Source organism: Nonomuraea sp. NPDC049750, from assembly GCF_040659625.1.
GTDB lineage: Bacteria > Actinomycetota > Actinomycetes > Streptosporangiales > Streptosporangiaceae > Nonomuraea.
Genome location: NZ_JBFANB010000003.1, coordinates 142,869 through 162,877, shown reverse-complemented (window position 1 = coordinate 162,877; position 20,009 = coordinate 142,869). Strand labels below are relative to the sequence as shown.

The following is a 20,009-nucleotide window of genomic DNA, read 5'->3' as shown; positions in this document are numbered from 1 at the left end:
ACCGATAAAGCTACTAAAGGCGGATATCACGCCTGTATCATCCGGTTATCCATGCATTGACGGCGATAAGCAGATATACGACGCTAACAACATGCACGAGGTCGATGTTGAGGTTCTTATCGTCGGTGGCGGGCCGGTCGGCCTGGCGGCATCCATCGAGCTCTCCCGGCACGGAATATCCTCCCTTCTCGTGGAGAGACACCCGGGGACCGCGATTTTCCCGAAAGCGCGCCTCATTTCCACCAGAACCATGGAAATCTTCCGGTCCTGGGGAATCGCCGAGGAGGTGGAGGGCGCGGGAATGCCCCGCGAGGACGTGCTGGCGGTCGGCGTCGGCACCTCGCTGGCCTCCGATGACTTCGTACGGGCAGCGGCGGCGATCGACCGCGACGCACCGCAGAGCCCCACGTACACCTACCTCTGCTCGCAGGACATCCTCGAAGTGATCCTGCGCAGGGTCGCCGAGTCTCACCCACGGTCCGACGTCCGCTTCGCGACCGCCATGACGGACCTCCGCGTCACCGCCGACGGCGTGGAGGCGACCATCGAGCCCACGGCCGCATCCACCACCGGACCAGCGGCTGGGCCCAGGACCGGGCAGGCTCCCGACCCCATGACCGAGCCCGAGAGCTGGAACGGGGACGGGGACGGGCCGATGCTCGTGCGGGCGCGTTATCTTGTGGCAGCCGACGGGAGCCGCAGCGGGATCCGGGACCGGCTCGGGATCGAGGTCGTGGGGCCGCCGCCGCTGGGGCACATGGTCAGCGTCATGTTCGACGCCGACCTCGGCGAGCTGCCCGCCGACCGCCGGGTGGCGCTGTCGTTCCTGCGCAGCGACCCGCCGTGCGCGGTGGAGGCGGTCGACAACAAGCGGCGCTGGATGATCCAGACCGGCTACGACCCGAGCACCGGCGGCAGCGCGGCCGACTTCACCGAAAAGGCGTGCGTCGCGGCGGTACGCTCGGCCGTCGGCCTGCCCAACCTGCCCGTCACCGTCGTCGGGGTCATGCCATGGCTGCAGCAGGCGGTGGTGGCGACCGGGTTCCGCAGCGGTCCGGTCTTCCTGGCCGGCGACGCCGCGCACGCGACCACTCCGCAGGGCGGGTTCGGGATGAACTGCGGCATCCAGGACGCGCACAATCTGGCCTGGAAGCTGGCCGCCGTCCTTAACGGGACGGCCGGTGCGGAGCTGCTGGCCACATACGACGCCGAGCGCCGCCCCATAGCCGCCAGGACAGTGGACGAGAGCCTGACCAACGCCCTGATCACCCTGCGCATGATGCAAGGGCAGCTGTCGATGGACCAGGCGATCGAGCAGCAGGCCGAGCGCCGCAGCTCCGAGGGCCTGATCCTGGGCTTCCGCTACGAGTCGGCCGCGGTGGTGCCCGACGGCACGCCGGACCCGGCACCGGCGGATCCCTACCGGACCTACGTCCCGACGGCCCGCCCCGGCCACCGCGCCCCCCACGTCTGGCTGGCCTCCCGGGAGGGCAGGGTGTCGACGCTCGACCTGCTGGGCCCGGCCTTCACCCTCATGACCCCGACCGGCAGCGGGTGGGTCCAGCCCGCCAAGGAGGCGGCGCACCGGCTCGGCGTCACGCTGTCCGTCGTCGAGATCTCCCGTGCGGGCGAGAGCGAGCCCGACGCGCCGCTCACCTCCCCGACCTGGGCGGAGGAGTACGGCGTCGGCGACACCGGGGCCGTGCTGGTCCGCCCTGACGGTCATGTCGGCTGGCGTTCGCCCGGCGGGGCGGCGTCGCAGGCCGCGCTGGCCGGCGCGTTGGGCGCCATCCTGGCCAGGTCGTGATGGTGGCGGGCCCGCGTACGCATCTGCGCGGCCCCGAGGCGTACGGACAGGGGGTTGCCTGACGACGTGGCGACCAGGTCGGTGACGGCCTGGGCCACGGTCGGCGTGTAGGGCGCGCCGACGAGCATGTCGGCGAGCTCCCGCGCCGCCTCGGCCGGGAGCGGGCGGACGAACTCGCGGTGCGCGCCCTGCCTGGCCACCAGGTCGTCGAGCGGGTCGGCGCTGGTGACGATGACCCGGCAGTTGGCGCCGCCGGGGAGCAGCGGCAGCACCTGGGCGCTGTCCTTGACGTCGTCCAGCACCACGAGCAGTCGTCTGCGCGCCGTACAGCTGCGGTAGAGCGCCAGCTTCTCGGCGGGGTCGAGGGGGATGTCCTGGGCGGGCACGCCGAGCGCCCGCAGGAACCGGTCGACCACCGCGCCGGCGGACACGCCGCGCATGTCGGCGTACAGCTGCCCGTCGGGGAACCAGTCGATCCTGGCGTGCGCCCAGCGCAGGGCCAGCGCCGACTTGCCCACCCCACGCGGGCCGCTCAGGACCATCGTCCCCGGCATCGCCACCTCGGGCTCGGGCCGCAGCGCCGCGTCCAGCGCGGCGAGCTCGCCCGTGCGGCCGACGTACGGCAGCACCTGCGGAGGCAGCTGCGACGGTACGACCGGTCCCGCGCCGGACGGCCGGTGGGCGGCGGGCCGCATGAGCCCGGACTCGTCGCGGAGCACCTGGTCGTGCAGCCGCCGCAGCGCCGGGCCCGGTTCGAGGCCGATCTGCTCCAGCAGGTAGCGGCGCGTCTCCTGGTAGGTGCGCAACGCCTCGGCCCGCCGGCCGGCCCGGTACTGCGCCAGCATGAGCTGGGCCCGGACCCGCTCCCGGAACGGGCATTCCGCCACGAGGGCCAGCAGTTCGGGGATCACCCGGTGGTGGTGCCCCAGGTCGATCTCCAGCTCAAGGCACGCCTCCAGGGCCTCAAGGCGGGACTCCTCCATCCGCGCGACGTCGTACCGCAGACCGCGAATGTCCTCGAACGGGTTGCCCCGCCACAGCGCGAGCGCCTCCCGCAGCAGCAGGACGGCGTCCTCGCGGGCCCCGCCCGCCGCCTGGCCGCGCGCCCGCGCCACCAGCGCCCCGAACCGGAGCCAGTCGATGTCCTCGGCCGAGACCCGCAGCAGGTAGCCGGGGCTGGAGGTCTCGATCGCCGCGGCCCCTAGGGTCCTGCGCAGCCGCGACACGCAGATGGCGATCTGCCGCCCCGCGCTCTGCGGCGCCGAGCCGGCCCAGACGGTCTCGATCAGCCGGTCGACGCTGACGACCCGGTTGGCGTTCAGGACCAGGCTGGCCAGGATCGCCAGCTCCCTGTTCGCGCAGATCTGTAGCTCTTCGCCGTCGTCGAACACCCGGAGCGGGCCGAGGACGTGGAATTCGAGTGCCATCAGCGTTCCGTCCCGGCCTGATAAAGATATTGTCGCGCCATGTGGGAATCTCTCCCGCCGATAACTCGGGATATGCACTACTCACAAAGCTAGTAACGGCTCCCTGGCCGAGTCACCCCTAAGCGGCCCCTGACGGGAGGCCGAACCCACTCGATAGGGGTGCCGCAGAATCCGCACCCCATGGCCGTCTCCAGGGGTCACCTAGGGGTCGGAAACCTATTCCGGCGGTCCTAGGATTCAACTCAGACGGATTGACCGGTACTTTGTCCGCTCGGGAGGCGATGCACAGTTCTCCGCCGTTGCACCCCCGGAACGCGAGAGGCCATCACACCATTCGGTGTGATGGCCTTCCGCATTGTGCTCAGCGCGAGAAGCTCACCGGGGAAAGTTCACCGGGCCGGGCCGCTGCTCTGGACGGCCGGCTGCGGGGCCAGGACGGCGATGGCCGTCACGATCAGGCCGTTGCCGGTCATCCACCGGCCGGTGAAGCCGCCCAGACGTTGCCCCTGCCAGCGGGGCCCGAGAACCAGGAGGCGCGCGGTGAACGTCCGCCGCACCGGATCCACCGTGATCGCCGCGTCCTGGAAGTCGAGCCACCGCTTCGCCAGCGGGAACCACGCCTTGTACACCGACTCCTTGGCGCAGAACAGCAGCCGGTCCCAGCTCATCCCCGGGTGCTCGGCGGCCAGAGCGCGAAGCATGTCACGCTCCTGCGGCAGCGAGATGGCCTCCACGACGCCTTCGGCCAGCGGCTTGTCGGGCTCGGCGTCGATGCCGATCGTCCCGGCCGCCTGGGCGAGCGCGGCGGCCCGGTAGCCGGCGCAGTGGGTGATGCTCCCGATGACGCCCAGCGGCCACAGCGGCTCGCCGCGCAGCCCCGACAGCACGGGCACCGGCGCCACGCCGAGCCGTTCCATCGCCTTGCGCGCGCACAGCCGCGCCGTCGTGAACTCCTTGCGCCGCTTGTCCACGGCCCGCTGGATCAGCCGTTCCTCCTCCGGGAAGAGCATCGTCCCGGGCGGGTCGTCGAAGGTGTCGTACGCCTTGACCGTCGCGGGCAGGATGTGCTCGATCATCTTCACTCCGGAGCTGGAAGTACGGTCCTGAGCGGGCCGCCGGTGCGCCCGCGCGGGACCCACTCGCGCGGATAGCCCAGAGAGACCTCTTCGAAGCGCACCCCGTCGTGGAACGTCGTGCGAGGGATGTGCAGATGCCCGTAGACGACCGCGACCGCGTCATAGTGCAGGGGCCAGGTGGCGGTCCGCTCGGTCCCGCACCACAGGGCGAACTCCGGGTGCCGCAGGATCCGGGTCGGCTCGCGGACGAGCGGATAGTGGTTGACCAGCACGGTGGGCAGGCGCGGATCCCGCTCGCCGAGGCGGCGCCGGGTCTCCGCGAGCCGCGCCCGGCACCAGGCGTCGCGGGTCGGGTAGGGGTCCGGATGCAGCAGATATTCGTCGGTGCAGACGACGCCCGCCTCGTGCGCGCGCTCCAGTGCCAGGCGCTTGCCCGCGCCGTTCGCGCCGAAGGTGTAGTCGTAGAGCAGGAACAGCGGGGCGACGGTCACCGGACCGCCGAGCCCCGTCCAGACCGGATAGGGATCCTCCGGCGTCAGCACGCCGAGGCCCCGGCACATCTCCACCAGGGCGAGGTAGCGGTGCTCGCCCCGTAACTGGATCGGATCGTCGCGCGGTGTCCACAACTCGTGGTTTCCGGGCGTCCAGACGACCGTGGAGAAACGGCTCTTGAGAAGGGTCAGCGCCCATTCGATGTCGGCGAACCGCTCGGCGACATCTCCGGCGATCAGCAGCCAGTCGTCGGCCGAATACGGAAAGACGTTCTGGACGACGGTCCTGTTCTCGGAGAAGGCCACATGGAGGTCGCTGACCGCCAGCAACCTCCCGCCACCCGACCCTCCAACGACCACCAGCACAGCTTATACAGCAGCATATCTCTGCGAAAGCCGACTTAACTACTTTATGGGGCGTCATCCTCGGAAGTAGGGGGGACGCCTAGGGGTTGTCGCAGGTCAGGGCGGCCCCTGAAGGAGTTCCCAGGTCAGCGGGTACGGGCAGAACTCGTGCCATCCAGGGGGCCCCGCAAAACGTATATATAAGAGGATAAATACCTAGCTTCCACCTCAGCGCAAAGCCGATCCGAACCGCTGGATCGGACTTTGACCGGTCTTTGACCGCACTTTGAGTGATGCTAGGTATCAATAGAAATGCAGCAGTCTGCGATTGGCACACTAAGGCGGTCCAATTGCGTTACACGAGGCTGGGACGGGATGGACCGGACATCTCGAACATCGGACTCGGCTCACTGGCCCTCAGCGGCGCCTATGGCCCCATCGATGGCGATGAGGCGCTCGGGCTGATTCGCCGGGCCTTGGACGGTGGCGTGACGCTCCTGGACACCGCCGGCTTCTACGCCGCCGGAGAGGTGGAACGCCTCGTGGGCCGCGCCATCGCCGGGCGGCGCGACGAGGTGGTGGTCTCGACGCGCGGCGGCGTGCGCCGCGGCGGCGCCGGCGAGCCGATCGAGTTCGACGCGAGCCCCGACCATCTGGCGCGGGCCTGCGAGGCGTCGCTGCAACGCCTCGGTGTCGACTGCGTCGACCTGTACTACCTGTACTGCCAGGACGACCGCACCCCGGTGGAGGAGGCTGTGTCCCGGCTGTCGGAGCTCGTGCGGGCGGGCAAGATCCGCCATCTCGGACTGACCAACGCCACGGTCGACCAGGTACGGCGGGCGCATGCCGTGCATCCCGTCACCGCGCTCGCCCTGGAGTACTCGCTCTGGGGCCCGCACGCCTCGCCGGAGCTCCTCGACGAGGCGCGGCGGCTCGGCCTCGGCGTGGTCGCCGCCCGCCCGCTCGGCCGCGGCTTCCTCACCGGCCGGATCAGGTCACCGCTCCAGCTCGGCACCGGTGACTGGCGGCACGAGGACCCCCGCTTCCAGCAGGAACACCTGCGGCTGAGCACGCCTCCGCTGCGGCAGATCGAGGCCGCGGCGGCCCAGCTCGACCTGGGCGCCGGCCGGCTGGCGCTGGCCTGGCTGCTCTCCCACGGCGATCACGTCGTGCCCGTGCCGAGCACCCGCGACCCGGTGCACCTGGAGATGAACCTGGCCGCCTCCGGTGTCCGCCTGACGCCAGAAACCCGCGACCGGCTGGCCGGCATCCTCCCGGCCGGCGGCGCGAACCAGTCGGGCTCACTCCTGCTCTGACCCCGCACCCAGCCGAGCCCAGTGCTCAAACCTCAGGGCCCGATTGGGCTCAGGGCGCGGGGGTCAAGGCGGCTCAGTCGGGATCGTTCCGGCTTTGGGGCGAGATCAGGGACGCGGCGAGCGCCTTGTTGACGGCGTCGATCCTGGAGACGGCGTTGAGCTTGACGAAGATGTTGCGCATGTGCCGCTTCACCGTCGCCTCGGCGAGCCCGAGCCGGCGGGCGATCTGCCCGTTGCTCAGCGCCTGCGCGGCCAGTTGGAGCACCTCCTGCTCCTTCTGCGACAGTACGCCGGGCGCCGGCCCCTCCACATGCGCGAGGCTGTGGCGCGACACCGCGAGCACCACCCGCGCCGGGTCCTCGTACACGCTCCTGATCGCCGCGATCAGCTCGTGCCGGTGGACGCTCTTGAGCAGGTAACCGCGGATGCCCGCGGCCAGCAGCCTGGTGAGCAGCTGCGGCCCGTCGTACATGCTCAGGATGATGATCTGCGTCTCCGGGGACAGGCACCGGATCCGGGTGACCGTCTCGGTCACCTCGTCGCCGGGGATCTCCACGTCGAGCAGGACCACGTCGGGCCGGGTCTCGAGGACGACGGCCAGCGCGGTCGCGGAGTCGCCGGCCTCGCCGACGATGCTCATCTCGCCGGAGGCCTCGAGGATCTCACGCAGGCCCTCGCGGAAGAGGGCATGGTCGTCCACGATGGCGACGCTGATCTTGGTGTTACGGTCGGTCCGGTTCATGGGGCTGTCTCTTGAGAGGGATGAGGAGCTCGACGAGACAGCCGTTGCCCGGGACGCTGGAGATGGCCACATTGCCCCCGAGTAACTCGGCGCGCTCCCGCATGGATGTCAGGCCCACGCCGCCACGCTCGCGGGCGCACGACGGGTCGAAGCCCTGCCCGTTGTCCTGGACGGTCGCGCTGAGCTCGTGCGGCGCGATGTCCACCCGCATGAGGATCACCGAGGGCCCGGCATGGCTGAGCGCGTTGCGGGCGGCCTCCCGGATGATGAGGAACGCCTCGTCGAGGACCCTCGGCTCCGCCCATGACTCGTCACCGTTCACATCTAGGCCGACGGACACGACATCGTCCTCGACCGCCTCCAGGAAACCGAGCAGTGCCTTCTCCAGACTCCTCACGGGGACCTGGGGATGCAGCTCGGAGGTTATCTGCCGCAGGTTCTCCATCGTCTCCTGGATGGCCTGCTGAGCGACCCCGACCTTGACCTCCGCCCGCGCCGGGTCGCTGGCCCGGTGCACCTCCGACAGAGCGAGCTGCTGATGCGCGACGCTGATCCCATGGCCGATGCGATCGTGCAGCTCACGGGCGATGCGGCGGCGCTCCTCCCCCTGGGCCTCCTGCACCTGGTTGAGCAGGAAGCGGTGATAGCTCTCGGCGGACTCGCGGATTCGCCGGGAGAGGCTCTCCTCCATTCCGGTGGCCACGAGTGTGAATGCTTCGGCCGGCGAGTCGGCCTCGACGGCTATTCGCCGCGCGAGGTGACTCAGAGCAACCCGGAAAAAAAGTGAGCCCGCCTCAAGAGAGGCTTTCGGATGAACTCCGCTCGAGGCGCGAGTAGTGCCGACTTCCCATGCGTGGAACTTATAGAGCTCGTTGACCTGCACTTTTCCGGCACGGAGCGTGGCCGCCACATCGTCGAGGACGAACTCGGCGGTCATTACGGCTTGGTGCGTGGCGCGCGGATCCGCGGAGAGCGCGTTGCCGGTGGCCTGGAGCTGCGACTCGAATTCCCTGAGGATTTCTTCTCGACAAGCATCAACGAATCTCGCAGGGTCGTTCTCAGCATCGTATGCCGCATCCAAGGAGCCCCCTTGGCCATGGGACGCGCGTGCCCCAACTATCTCGCAGGTGCCTCACCAAAGCAACATATAAGGTCAGATATTAGAGATCAGCGCGGTAATGTGAACTAGGTGCTGCGTCACCATGAACGCCCTGTAAGGCCGGCGTTGTTGATCACTTCCGCCCTTGGCGGCTGATTGGCCCGCCGCGATCACCGCGACCGTGCCCGCCGCCATGGCGAGGCAGACACCGGCGAGCGGCACGCGGAAGAACACGACGGCCACGCCGAGCGCGGCGGCCAGCGTGAGCGCGGCGACGTACATGCAATGACGTGACTTCCGCTCTCCGCAGGTCACCGCGATGGTCCGCCGGCCCGCCGCGGCGTCTCCCTCGATGTCGGACAGATCCTTGGCGGGTACGCCCACGAAGGCCATCCAGCAGGTGGCGGCGACCGCGAACACGATCAGGCCCTTCGGCGTGGACAGGCTCTCGCCGCCGGTGATGGCGGTCAGCCCGCCCCAGTACGACAGCAGCCCCGACGTGCACAGCACCACGACCGTGCCGGTCGAGCCGCTCTTGAGGTGGAACGGCGGCGCCGAGTAGAGGTAGCCGAGGACCAGGTTGAGCCCGACGATCCAGGTCAGCGCCGGGGGCAGTCCGGCGGTCGCGGCGATCGAGAGAACGGCCGCGACGGCGGCCACCACGGCCGCGGTCCGCGGGGCGAGATCACCGCGGGCGATCGGCCGGCCGGACCCGTTGACCCGGTCCTCCGTGACGTCGGTGACGCCGTTGAGCAGGTAGATGGCGAAGATCGACAGAACCCAGGCCGCGGCCCCCTGCAGCACTTTCGCCGGTTCCGGCACTGGCGAGACCGGGAGGGCGAGCACGGCTCCGGTCATGAATCGAAGGGTGGACACGGCGAGTACGGCAGGACGGGCCTCGACGAAGCACAGCCGGAGCACCCGCGCACTGGATCGCAGGGCGGTGACACCTGGCGCTTGATTGGACACCGATAAGCTGACCATGACCGGATTGTGGCCCTCGGTAAGGGATCCGGTAAGGGCGGCATCCGAAAGTTGTAGTCGGCATTGGTACTTTAGATACCCCCCGTACAACTCTCGGCGCGCCACCCCGAACTCCTGGGGATCCGCCTTGTCCGGTCACCGCCACCCCTATAGCTTGAGGTCGTCGGTCGGGGCACGGAATCACATTCCCGCCTCACCGAACTGAGAATCCTCACGTTAGGGAATCTGATGCCGGATTTCAAGTTACTGGGGCCGATGGAGATGGTCGACGACCGCGGCCAGTCCCATATCCCGGTGGGGCCGAAGGTCCGGCAGGTCCTCGCGTTACTCACGCTCAACGCGGGAAAGGTCGTCGACGTCGATCTCCTTATCCATGAATTGTGGAGCGAGAACGAGCCGAAAGACGCCGTCAAGACCCTTCAGACGCACATTTATCACCTCCGCCGAATTCTGCTGAGAATGGGCCCGGTCGTGGCCCAGCTGGTCGTCACCCGAGCGCCCGGCTACCTGCTGCGCGCCGACCCGGAACGGGTGGACGCCCTCGTCTTCCCCCGGCTGGTCGAGCGGGCCGCCGGCCACCACCGCGCGGGCGACCACGAGGCCGCCGACCTGGTCCTTCGGAAAGCGCTGTCCATGTGGTCCGGCCCCCCGCTGGCCGACGTGCCGAGGGGCGCGGTGCTCGGCCCGCGCGCCACCGCGCTCGACGAGCAGCGGCTGCGGGCGGTGGAGATGCACTTGGAGACCAGGATCCGGCTGGGCCTGCACGGCGAACTCATCGACGAACTCCGCGTGCTCGTGGCCGCCTATCCCTTGAACGAGAACTTCCATACCCAGCTCATCACGGCACTCGGCCGCGCGGGCCGGCGCGCCGACGCCTGGCGCGCCTATGAAGGGCTGCGCGCGCTGCTGGAAGCCGAGCTGGGCGTGGAGCCCGCCTTCGACATCCAAAACCTCCATTTGACCGCTCCCACGGGAAGTCATTCAGGAAAGGACGTCTGACGATGAAAGGCTTTGAGCGTTACGCTGGATTCACGCCCGTAGACCTGACCGACCGCACTTGGCCGAGCAATCGGATAGTGGCGGCGCCCCGCTGGTTATCGACCGATCTACGTGACGGCAACCAGTCGCTGGCCAACCCGATGACACCTGAGCGCAAGCTCAAGATGTTCGACCTCCTGGTGGAAATCGGCTACAAGGAGATCGAGGTCGGCTTTCCCGTCGCCAGCCAGAACGACTACGACTTCGTCCGCCTGCTGATCGAGCGGGACCGGATCCCCGACGATGTGCGGATCACCGTGCTCACGCAGGCCCGCGACGAGCTGATCGAGCGGACCGTGGAGTGCCTCGAAGGGGCGCCCCGGGCCATGATCCACGTGTACAACGCCACGTCGCCGCTCTTCAGGCGGGTGGTCTTCGACATGAGCCGCGCCGAGTGCAAGGACCTGGCCGTCCAGGGCACGCGCCTGATGATGAAGTACGCCGAGCGGACGCTGCGCGACTGCGACCTGGGCTACCAGTACTCCCCCGAGCTCTTCAACGAGACCGAGCTCGACTTCTCCCTTGAGGTGTGCGAGGCCGTCATGGACGTCTGGCAGCCGGAGCGGGGACGCGGCATCATCCTCAACTTCCCGACGACGGTCGAGCGGTCGCTGCCCAACGTGTTCGCCGACCAGATCGAATGGCTCGACCGCAACCTGTCGCGCCGCGAGCACGTCTGCCTGTCCATCCACCCGCACAACGACCGCGGCACCGGGGTGGCCGCCGCCGAGCTGGCCCTGCTGGCCGGCGCCGAGCGGATCGAGGGCTGCCTGTTCGGCAACGGCGAGCGCGCCGGCAACGTCTGCCTGGTGACGCTGGGCATGAACATGTACGCCCACGGGATCGACCCGGGCATCGACTTCTCCGACATCAACGCGATCCGGCGCACGGTCGAGCTCTGCAACGAGCTGCCGGTGCATCCCCGGCACCCCTACGGCGGCGACCTCGTCTACACCGCCTTCTCCGGCTCGCACCAGGACGCCATCAAGAAGGGCTTCGACGACCTGGAGCGGACGGCCGACGAGCGCGGCGCCGACGTCGCCGAGCTGCCGTGGCGTATGCCGTACCTGCCCGTCGACCCCAAGGACGTGGGCCGTACGTACGAGGCGGTCGTGCGGGTCAACAGCCAGTCCGGCAAGGGCGGCGTCGCCTACGTGATGAGCGCCTGGCACGGGCTCAACCTGCCGCGCGGCATGCAGGCCGACCTGTCGGCCAAGGTCCAGGCGCAGGCCGACGCGGTGGGCGGCGAGCTGTCGCCGAGCCGGATCGGGGCCATCTTCCGCGCCGAGTACCTCTTCCACGGCGACCCGTCGGAGCCCCTGCCCGTGGGGCGGGAGCCGGTGACGGCGGCGCTGTACATCGACGGGCGCTTCGACGTCGGCGGCGACCGGGCCGACGCCTGCCGCGCGCTCGGCTCGGTGCTGGCGCCCTGGGGCATCCAGGTCCACGTCGTGCACCGTACCGGCCGCCCACTCGACCACGAGCAGCCGAGCGGGCCCGGCGACCGCTCGAACGACGAGACGGTGATCTACGCCGAGTGCCGGATGGGCGGCGCCGTCACCTGGGGCGCCGGCATCGACGCGGACATCGCCACGGCCGCCTACTCGGCCGTCCGCGCCGCCCGCGCCCGCCTCACCCCCGACGCACGACCCACCGAGGAGAAGGAGACCCGTGATGCCGAAGAGAATCCACCGGCAGCGCCCGCGCGGCCCCCGTACCCGAGGCCGTCTGGACCTGCGCACGCCGTCCGGCCGCAGGCTGCCCTTCTGACACCCAGCCGACTCTGACATCCAGCCGACTCTGACAGCCGACGAACGAAAAAGGGGAGGCCGATCATGGCCATGGACGAACGACGGGAGGGCCTGACCTCCCTGGAGGAACTGCTGCGCGAGACGGTGGCCGGCAAGGGCAGGATCGCCATGGTGACCGGCGCCATCGCGACCGGCAAGAGCGAGCTCCTGTACGCGTTCGCGGAACAGGCCTTCGAGCACGGCGCGTTACCGCTCACCGCCACGGGATCCCTGGCGGAGAGTGGCCTACCGCTCGGCGTGCTGGCCCAGCTGCTGCACAACGCGCCCCTGACGGAGGAGCAGCGGGCCGCGACCATGGACCTGCTGCACGAGGGCATGAGCTCGCAGCTGTCGAGCGATCCGCAGGCCGAGGCCATCGACCACATGGACGTGCAGATCGTCGACGCGCTCTGCGCGGCCCTGCTCGAACTGTCCGAGCGCTGCCCGCTGGTGATCGTCGTGGACGACGTCCACCAGGCCGACCGGGCCTCGCAGCTCTGCCTGGCCTATCTGGCGCGGCGGGTCAAGTTCGCCCAGGTCATGCTGGTCTTCAGCGCGCCGGACCACAGCGCGCACGTCCAGACGCTCTTCCACACCGAGGTGCTGCGGCAGCCGCACTGCCGGCCCATCCGGCTCACCCACCTGTCCGCCGATGAGGTGGCGCGCTGGGTGACCGTCCGGGCGGGCGCCGCGGCCGCCGGCGGGTTCGCGGCCGACTGCTACGCCCTGAGCGGCGGCAACCGGCTGCTGGTGACCGCGCTCGTGGAGGACTTCCAGGCCACCGGCGCCCCCGGCGCGAGGTATGGCGAGGGCACGGTGGCCTGCCTGCGCCGCGCCGACCGCCGGATGACGGTGGTCGCCAGGGCGCTGGCCGTACTGGGCGAACCCGCCTCGATCGGCCCGCTGCTCGGCGGCGGCGAGAGCGCCGTCATCAAGCTGCTGAGCAGCGGCGACCTGCCGGGCAGCCGGTCTCCGGGCGGCGAGACGGCGACCGACCGGCTGCTGGACGAGGGCGAGGCGGCGGTCGCCAAGGCGATCCAGGCGCTGACCGGCGCCGGCGTGCTGGAGCACGGCCACTTCCGCCACCCGGCGGCCAGGGCGGCCGTGCTCGCCGACCTCGACGCCGCCGAGCGGATCGACCTGCACCGCCGGGCCGCCGAGCTGACGTACGAGAGCGGCGCCCCGGCGGCCGTCGTCGCCGAGCACCTGCTGCAGGCCAGCCACGCCGGTGACCCCTGGGCCATCTCGGTCCTTGAGGAGGCGGCGCGGCAGGCGCTCCGCGACGACGGCGTGGAGTCGGCCATCGAATACCTCAAGCTCGCCTGGCGGGCCTGCGTGGACGAGCGGCGGCGGGCCAGGATCACCACCACGCTCGTACGGGCGGAGTGGCGGATCAACCCGAGCGCCCCCGCCACGCACCTGGCCGAGCTGACCGACGCCCTGCACAAGGGCTACCTGGGCGGCGGTGACACGGTGGTGCTGGCCAAGGCGCTGCTGTGGCACGGGCACGTGGCGGACGCGAAGGACGTCCTGGCCCACCTCAACGAGCTGGCCGAGCTGGACCAGGAGACCGTGGCCGAGCTGGCCGCGGCCCGCCCGTGGTTCCGCAGCCTGTACCCCTCGTTCCTGCCGCACCTGCCGGAGGTCAGCGGTGAGCAGGCGAGCAGCGCCGCCTCGTCCGTCGTCGTCGGCCGCCGGATGGAGTCGGCCGGCGTGCTGGCCAGCGTCCTGACCCAGGGTCCCCGTGAGGAGACCGTGGCGACGGCCGAGCGCATCCTGCGCGGCTCCCGGCTGGACGAGATGACAATGGACACGGTGGAGACCGCGCTGCTGGCGCTGACGTACACGGACCGGCCGGGCAAGGCGGCGCCCTGGTGCGACGCGTTCATCGACGAGGCGGCCTCGCGGCGCGCCCCGAGCAGGCAGGCCCGGCTGTCCGCCATCCGGGCGGAGATCGGCCTGCGCAGGGGCGACCTGGCGGCGGCGGCCTACGACGCGCAGCGGGCCCTGGAGATCATCCCGGCCACCAGCTGGGGTGTGGCCGTCGGCGGGCCGCTGGGCAGCCTGCTGCAGGCGGGCGCGGCGATGGGCCGGCTGGACGACCACGTGCGGCAGTTCAACCAGCCGGTGCCCGAGGCGATGCTGGAGACCAGATTCGGTCTGCAGTACCTGCACGGCAAGGGCCGCTTCAACCTCATGGCGGGCCAGCCGCACCAGGCGCTGCGCGACTTCCAGCTCTGCGGCGAGCTCATGCGCAGGTGGGAGCTGGACGTGCCGGGGTTCATCGCGTGGCGTACGGACGCGGCCGAGGCGCTGATCCGCCTGGGCGACCACGAGGAGGCGCGCCGCCTGATCGACGAGCAGCTCGCCCGGTGCGGGCAGCAGTCCAGGCGCGTGCAGGGCATCGCGATGCGCCTGCTGGCGGCGGTGAGCGAGACGCGGCACCGCCCGATGCTGCTGCGCAAGTCGGCGGATCTGCTGCAGTCGGGCGGCGACCGGTACGAGCTGGCCAGGACGCTGTTCGACCTGACGGCGGCCTACCACGCCAACGGCGAGTATCGGCGGGCGGGCATGTTCGGCAGGCGCGCCCGGCTGCTCGCGGTGGAATGCCAGGCCGAGCCGCTGACCCTGGCGCTCAACCGGGGCGGCAAGGGCGACCGGAGCGCCGCGAACTCCGCCGGTGTGACGGGGATCCTCAGCGACGCCGAGCGGCGGGTGGCGGCGCTGGCGGCCGAGGGCTACACCAACAGGGAGATCTCCGCCAAGCTGTTCATCACGGTGAGCACGGTGGAGCAGCACCTGACGCGGATCTACCGCAAGCTCAACGTCACCCGGCGCACCGAGCTGCCGGCCAGCCTCACGGGCGAGGAGTCCATGCGGGCGCAGGTGTTCAGCTGACGCGAAAGCCCCGAAAAGGCGCCTCGCGCGCCTTTTCGGGGTCGTCCACGGAGCTTCACAGAGGGATGTTGGAATGCCGTCCTCTCGTGTGCGGTGCGCGGGCGAGGGCCTCGGCGAGCCGGAAGCGCGTGGTCGCGGGCGCGATGACCTCGTCGACCACGCCGAGCGACATCGCCCGTTCGACCCCACCGGAGATCCGCTGGTGCTCCTCGACCAGCCGGGCCAGCAGCTCGGGCCGCTCGGCCTCGGTGGCCGCGGCGAGTGCCTTCCTGTGCAGGACGCCGACCGCCGCCTCGGCGCCCATCACCGCCACCTCGGCGTCGGGCCAGGCGAAGACCGTCGTGGCGCCGAGGGAGCGGGAGTTCATGGCGATGTAGGCGCCGCCGTACGACTTGCGGGTGATCAGCGTGACCCTGGGCACGACCGACTCTGCGAAAGCGTGCAGCAGCTTGGCGCCCCGCCGGACGACCCCGCCCCATTCCTGCCCGACCCCCGGCAGGTAGCCGGGCACGTCCACCAGGACGACGATCGGGACGCCCAGCGCGTCGCACATGCGGACGAAGCGCGAGCTCTTCTCGGCCGACAGCGAGTCGAGGCAGCCGCCCTTGCGCAGGGGATTGTTCGCGAGCAGGCCGACGGTCCGGCCGCCGAGACGGCCGAGGCCGACCAGCATGTTCGGCGCCCAGCGGGGCTGCAACTCCTCGAACACCGGCCCGTGCTCGTCTCGGTCCATGACGCCGCGCACCAGGGGCCGCACGTCGTAGGCGCGGCGCGGCGATTCGGGCAGCAGCGCGCCCAGGTCCTCCCAGTCGTCCTGCAGCAGGTCGAGGTCGAAGCCGCCGGGGCGGGCGAAGAATCCGGCGAGGCGGCGGGCCCGCTCATATGCCTCGTCCTCGTTTCCGACGACGATGTGGGCGACCCCGGATTTACCGCCGTGCGCTTCCGGGCCGCCGAGTCCGGCCATGTCGATTTTCTCGCCGGTGACGCTCCGCACGATATCGGGACCGGTCACGAAGACGCGCCCCGCGTCGGCCATGATGACGATATCGGTGAGCGCCGGGCCATAAGCCGCGGCGCCCGCGGCGGGCCCGAGAATGACGGAGATCTGCGGAACGACACCGGACGCCTTCGTCATGGCGGCGAACATCCGGCCCACGCCGTCCATGGATTCCACACCGTCCGCGAGCCGGGCCCCGCCCGAATGCCACAACCCGATCACCGGGCAGTCGAGCCGTACGGCGGCCTCGATGGCGGCCACGATGTGGCGGGCGCCCGGCGCGCCCAGGGCGCCGCCCATCCGCGTGGCGTCGGTGCAGTAGGCGACGATGGGCGAGCCGCCGACCAGGCCGGACACGGCCTGGACACCGCTGTCGTCGGCGGCGTGGAGCGGTATGAGAGAGCCGGGATCCGCCAGCCGCGCGAGGCGCACGGACGGCGATCGGGTGTCTGCGGATTGCTCGACCAGAACAGTGGACATGGGCCATTTCCCTGCTGCCGTGAATCGATCAGAAGTCGTGAATCGACCAGGAGTAACGCCGAATTTGTCAAGGGCGCCGTTATCAGCCAACCCCTAGTAACTCCGCCGGTGGCCGTCAGGCCGGTGGCAACTTGTGGCCGGAACTTCTGCGCGTTGACGCGCGCGGGCGATTCACGCTGCCATGAAATGATCTCAACCCTGGAGGACGACCTTGTCTCTGTGGTCTTTACCGATGGTCGCCGCCCTTGTGGCCGCGACGGCGATCCCGGCCGGCGCTGTTACCGCCGCTCCGGGGACCGCCCCAGAACCGTATCCGGTCGCGTTGGTCAACACTTTCCTCGGCACTCAGGAGGCGGGTCCCGACTTCGGTCACGGCGGTGGGGCCGGGATGAACTTCCCCGGCGCCGTCCTGCCGTTCGGGATGATGCAGTGGAGCCCCGACACGGTGGCGAACGCCGGAGGTGGCTACAAGTGGGAGGACAACCGCTTACGCGGCTTCTCCATGACCCACATCAACGGCCCCGGCTGCACTGGGGCGCAGGACTTCCCCGTGATGCCGATCTCCGGAAAAATCGATAAATCGCCTGCTACGCATGGCATGGACTACGTCCAGACGTACAAGCATGACAACGAGAAGTCCACGCCTGGCTCCTACACCACCACCCTCGACACCGGGGTGAAGGCGGAGCTGGCCGCGACCCAGCGGGCCGGCGTCGGGCGGTTCACCTTCCCCGCCGGCAAGCCGGGCACGCTGCTGCTCAACACCAGCGGCTCGATCAACGGCGTGGACGACGGCGAGACCAAGATCAGTGGCAACACCGTCCAGGGCTGGGTGCAGACCGGTGGCTTCTGCGGCACGCCGATGCGCTACAAGGTCTACTTCCACGCCACCTTCGACCAGCCGATCACGTCCTACGGCACCTGGAAGGACGACCTCGTCCAGCCGGGCGCCCCATCGGTCAAGAACGCCTCGGCCGCCAAGGTCGCCGAGGCGGAGGCCGTGACGGCCGGCGACGTCGTCGTGAACGGGCCCGGCTCAGGCGCCTACCTGGAGTTCGACGGCACCAAGCCGGTGCAGATGCGGGTCGGCCTGTCGTACGTGAGCGTGGACGGCGCGAAGAAGAACCTCGACGCGGAGGTCGGCACCACCGGGTACGACTCGGTCGCCCTGAACGGGGCCTCCGTCTGGAACGACCGGCTCAGCCAGGTGCTGGTCTCCGGCGGCACCGCCGACCAGCGGCGCACCTTCTACAGCAACCTCTACCACGCGCTGCTGCAGCCGCACGTAGCCGAGGACGCCGACGGCACCTACACCGGCTCGGACGGCAAGCTCCACACCGTCGCCGCCGGCCGCCACCACTACGCGACGTTCTCCGGCTGGGACGTCTACCGCAGCGAGGTACAGCTCCTGGCCCTGCTCGACCCGGCCGTGGGCAGCGACATCGCCCAGACCATGTACGAGAACGCGCACCTGCTCGGCGACGTCTGGGACCGCTGGTCGCTGCAGAACGAGATCACCGGCGTCATGGTCGGCGACCCGTACCACTCGATCGTCTCCAGCCTGTACGCCTTCGGCGCCCGGAACTTCCCGGCCGCCGACGCGATGAAGTCGATGGTCACGGCGGCCCAGCGGGTCGGCGGGATGGACATCGGCCACCCGCAGATCAAGTACGACGAGCGGCCGGGCAACGCCGCCTTCATGAACAAGGGCTATGTCGTCTCGGACCCGTCCATGACGCTGGAGTACGGCATCGCCGACTTCGGCATCGCCCAGCTGGCCTCCCGGCTCGGCTACCGCGACGTATCCGCCACCTTCATGAAGCGCTCGCAGTCCTGGCAGAACACCTACAACCCGGCCAACTCCTGGATCCAGCCCAAGATGGCGGACGGGTCGTTCACCTCGCCCTTCGACCCCGCGAGCCCCGACTCCTACATCGAGGGCAACGGCGCCCAGTACCACTGGATGGTCCAGCACAACCCGCGCGGGCTGTTCGACGCGATGGGCGGCAACGCCAAGGCCATCCCCCGGCTGGACAACTACTTCAAGGCGCTCAACGCCGGGCCGAACGAGCCCTACGCCTACCTCGGTAACGAGCCCGCGCTGCCGTCGCCGTGGCTGTACGCGTGGGCCGGGCAGCCGTACAAGACCCAGGATCTGGTGCGACGGGTACAGCAGGAGCTGTTCAAACCCGGGCCTGACGGACTGGTCGGCAACGACGACCTGGGCGCGATGGCGTCCTGGTACGTCTGGTCGGCGATGGGCCTGTTCCCGGCGATTCCCGGCCGGGCCGAGCTACTGGTCAACACCCCGCTGTTCGACAAGATCAACATCAAGCGGCCGCAGGGCAACATCGACATCTACTCCCCCGGCTCCACCAACCGCTACATCCAGACGCTCAAGGTCAACGGCACGACGTCCGGCAAGGCGTGGCTGCCCGAATCGTTCGCCCTCCAGGGCGGCCGGCTCGACTTCACGCTCGGGTCCTCGCCGAACACCACGTTCGGCACCGGCACGACGAACGCGCCGCCGAGCTTCAACGAGGGCGCCAAGACCTACCTCGCCGGGTTCAATCCGGGCAGCGGGCCCGTCGAGCCGGGCGGGACCTTCGCTGCCACGCTCGCGGTGCAGTCCACGGGCGCCGCGGGCACCGTCAAGTGGCAGGCCAAGCCGCCGGCCGGGATCACCGTGACCCCGGCGAGCGGCACGCTGACCGTCCCGGCGCTGGGCAAGGCCACCCAGGCGGTCCAGGTCTCGGTGGCGTCGGGCACCGCGCTCGGCTTCGTCACCGTGCCGATCTCCGTCACCGCGCCGACCTACTCCAGCGGCGCCACGACCGCCGGCGACCTCACGACCAGCGTGCGGCTGAACGTGGCCACCCGCGGCACGCCCGAGTGGTCGCACAACCTCGCGGGCATCGGCGACGACGCCGAGTCGGGGCTGGCCAACCTCGACGCGGCGGCCTTCAGCTACTCGGGGCAGGCCCTGGCCGCGGCCGGGCTCAAGCCGGGCGGCAAGGTCTCATGGAACGGCTTCGAGTTCACCTGGCCGAACCGCAAGCCCGGCGAATGGGACAACGTCAAGGTGGGGACCCAGCCGATCGAGGTGGCCGCGCCCGCCGGGGCCACGAAGATCGCCTTCCTGGGCTCGACCACCAACGGCTGGTCGGAGGTGACCGCGACGATCACCTACACCGACGGCTCCACCGGCACCGGCAAGCTCGGGCTCAGTGACTGGATGCTGGACTTCGGCGGCGGCCAGCCCCGATACGGCAACCAGGTCGTGGCCTCGACGCCGTATCAGCTCTACAACGGTTCGTGGATGATGCGGCCGCTCGGCTCGTACGTCTTCGCGGCGCAGCCGATCGCGCTCGACCCGGCCAAGAGGGTGAAGAGCATCACCTTCTCGCCGGTCCAGGAGGGGGCGATGCACGTCTTCACCTGGGCCTTTGCCTGATTTTTAGCCGCGGCTCCCCCTGCCTGGCACGGGGGAGCCGCTCTTTTGTGCGACAGCGCGCTTGC

General features: G+C 70.0%; 14 protein-coding genes. 6 read left to right on the top strand and 8 right to left on the bottom strand.

Annotation, left to right across the window (positions count from 1 at the left end; translation table 11 throughout):
* Positions 1-37: 37 nt before the first annotated feature.
* Entirely contained in the window at positions 38-172 is a 135-nt protein-coding gene (locus AB0J16_RS09435; protein WP_358537564.1) for a hypothetical protein, read from the bottom strand.
* On the opposite strand from AB0J16_RS09435, the gene AB0J16_RS09430 reads away from it, so the two are divergent.
* A complete protein-coding gene (locus AB0J16_RS09430) occupies positions 119-1,807 on the top strand; it encodes an FAD-dependent monooxygenase (RefSeq protein WP_358537549.1) in 1,689 nt (562 codons plus the stop codon). The two genes, AB0J16_RS09435 and AB0J16_RS09430, sit on opposite strands and share 54 nt — an antisense overlap.
* On the opposite strand, the gene AB0J16_RS09425 is transcribed toward AB0J16_RS09430, so the two are convergent.
* From AB0J16_RS09425 to AB0J16_RS09415, 3 genes are all read right to left on the bottom strand, one after another.
* Positions 1,723-3,234: a BTAD domain-containing putative transcriptional regulator gene (locus AB0J16_RS09425; RefSeq protein WP_358536464.1), complete on the bottom strand. Its 1,512-nt coding sequence runs from the start codon at positions 3,232-3,234 to the stop codon at positions 1,723-1,725. The genes AB0J16_RS09430 and AB0J16_RS09425 overlap by 85 nt on opposite strands.
* Before the next feature lie 389 nt (positions 3,235-3,623).
* Positions 3,624-4,310 carry a 4'-phosphopantetheinyl transferase superfamily protein gene (locus AB0J16_RS09420; RefSeq protein WP_358536462.1) on the bottom strand — a complete coding sequence of 229 codons (687 nt, stop codon included), beginning with the start codon at positions 4,308-4,310 and terminating at the stop codon, positions 3,624-3,626.
* Positions 4,311-4,312: 2 nt separating this feature from the next.
* Positions 4,313-5,161, bottom strand: a complete 849-nt coding sequence (locus tag AB0J16_RS09415) for a metallophosphoesterase (RefSeq protein ID WP_357942026.1) — start codon at positions 5,159-5,161, stop codon at positions 4,313-4,315.
* Between the two features lie 335 nt (positions 5,162-5,496).
* Between AB0J16_RS09415 and AB0J16_RS09410 the strand changes: the two genes are divergently transcribed.
* Complete coding sequence (locus tag AB0J16_RS09410; protein ID WP_358536459.1) at positions 5,497-6,462, top strand: aldo/keto reductase; 966 nt, start codon at positions 5,497-5,499, stop codon at positions 6,460-6,462.
* A 73-nt stretch (positions 6,463-6,535) separates the two neighbouring features.
* Here AB0J16_RS09410 and AB0J16_RS09405 read toward each other — a convergent pair whose 3' ends face one another.
* The 3 genes from AB0J16_RS09405 to AB0J16_RS09395 form a co-directional block, all read right to left on the bottom strand.
* Positions 6,536-7,204 carry a response regulator transcription factor gene (locus tag AB0J16_RS09405; protein ID WP_358536456.1) on the bottom strand — a complete coding sequence of 223 codons (669 nt, stop codon included), beginning with the start codon at positions 7,202-7,204 and terminating at the stop codon, positions 6,536-6,538.
* Complete coding sequence (locus AB0J16_RS09400) at positions 7,185-7,907, bottom strand: sensor histidine kinase (protein ID WP_358536453.1); 723 nt, start codon at positions 7,905-7,907, stop codon at positions 7,185-7,187. Before AB0J16_RS09400 ends, AB0J16_RS09405 begins: the two co-directional genes overlap by 20 nt.
* A 450-nt stretch (positions 7,908-8,357) precedes the next feature.
* Entirely contained in the window at positions 8,358-9,287 is a 930-nt protein-coding gene (locus tag AB0J16_RS09395) for a UbiA family prenyltransferase (protein ID WP_358536451.1), read from the bottom strand.
* Between the two features lie 228 nt (positions 9,288-9,515).
* Here AB0J16_RS09395 and AB0J16_RS09390 point away from each other — a divergent pair, with 228 nt between their 5' ends.
* Genes AB0J16_RS09390 through AB0J16_RS09380 form a run of 3 tightly spaced genes read left to right on the top strand, consistent with a single transcriptional unit; the run spans position 9,516 to position 15,013 of the window.
* Entirely contained in the window at positions 9,516-10,286 is a 771-nt protein-coding gene (locus AB0J16_RS09390) for an AfsR/SARP family transcriptional regulator (protein WP_358536449.1), read from the top strand.
* 2 nt (positions 10,287-10,288) lie between these two features.
* Positions 10,289-12,112, top strand: a complete 1,824-nt coding sequence (locus tag AB0J16_RS09385) for a 2-isopropylmalate synthase (RefSeq protein ID WP_358536447.1) — start codon at positions 10,289-10,291, stop codon at positions 12,110-12,112.
* 48 nt (positions 12,113-12,160) lie between these two features.
* Positions 12,161-15,013 carry an AAA family ATPase gene (locus AB0J16_RS09380; protein WP_358536444.1) on the top strand — a complete coding sequence of 951 codons (2,853 nt, stop codon included), beginning with the start codon at positions 12,161-12,163 and terminating at the stop codon, positions 15,011-15,013.
* A 55-nt stretch (positions 15,014-15,068) separates the two neighbouring features.
* On the opposite strand, the gene AB0J16_RS09375 is transcribed toward AB0J16_RS09380, so the two are convergent.
* A complete protein-coding gene (locus AB0J16_RS09375; protein WP_358536441.1) occupies positions 15,069-16,490 on the bottom strand; it encodes a carboxyl transferase domain-containing protein in 1,422 nt (473 codons plus the stop codon).
* A gap of 232 nt (positions 16,491-16,722) precedes the next feature.
* On the opposite strand from AB0J16_RS09375, the gene AB0J16_RS09370 reads away from it, so the two are divergent.
* The gene (locus AB0J16_RS09370; RefSeq protein WP_358536438.1) at positions 16,723-19,944 is read left to right on the top strand and encodes a GH92 family glycosyl hydrolase; all 3,222 of its coding nucleotides are present in this window, start codon (positions 16,723-16,725) and stop codon (positions 19,942-19,944) included.
* Positions 19,945-20,009 lie beyond the last annotated feature (65 nt).

What these genes read in the sequence shown, in the direction of transcription:
- AB0J16_RS09425 (WP_358536464.1), bottom strand. Translation starts at nt 3,234, where the DNA reads ATGGCACTCGAATTCCACGTCCTCGGCCCGCTCCGGGTGTTCGACGAC.
- AB0J16_RS09420 (WP_358536462.1), bottom strand. Translation starts at nt 4,310, where the DNA reads ATGATCGAGCACATCCTGCCCGCGACGGTCAAGGCGTACGACACCTTC.
- AB0J16_RS09405 (WP_358536456.1), bottom strand. Translation starts at nt 7,204, where the DNA reads ATGAACCGGACCGACCGTAACACCAAGATCAGCGTCGCCATCGTGGAC.
- AB0J16_RS09395 (WP_358536451.1), bottom strand. Translation starts at nt 9,287, where the DNA reads ATGGTCAGCTTATCGGTGTCCAATCAAGCGCCAGGTGTCACCGCCCTG.
- AB0J16_RS09390 (WP_358536449.1), top strand. Translation starts at nt 9,516, where the DNA reads ATGCCGGATTTCAAGTTACTGGGGCCGATGGAGATGGTCGACGACCGC.
- AB0J16_RS09385 (WP_358536447.1), top strand. Translation starts at nt 10,289, where the DNA reads ATGAAAGGCTTTGAGCGTTACGCTGGATTCACGCCCGTAGACCTGACC.
- AB0J16_RS09380 (WP_358536444.1), top strand. Translation starts at nt 12,161, where the DNA reads ATGGCCATGGACGAACGACGGGAGGGCCTGACCTCCCTGGAGGAACTG.
- AB0J16_RS09375 (WP_358536441.1), bottom strand. Translation starts at nt 16,490, where the DNA reads ATGTCCACTGTTCTGGTCGAGCAATCCGCAGACACCCGATCGCCGTCC.
- AB0J16_RS09370 (WP_358536438.1), top strand. Translation starts at nt 16,723, where the DNA reads ATGGTCGCCGCCCTTGTGGCCGCGACGGCGATCCCGGCCGGCGCTGTT.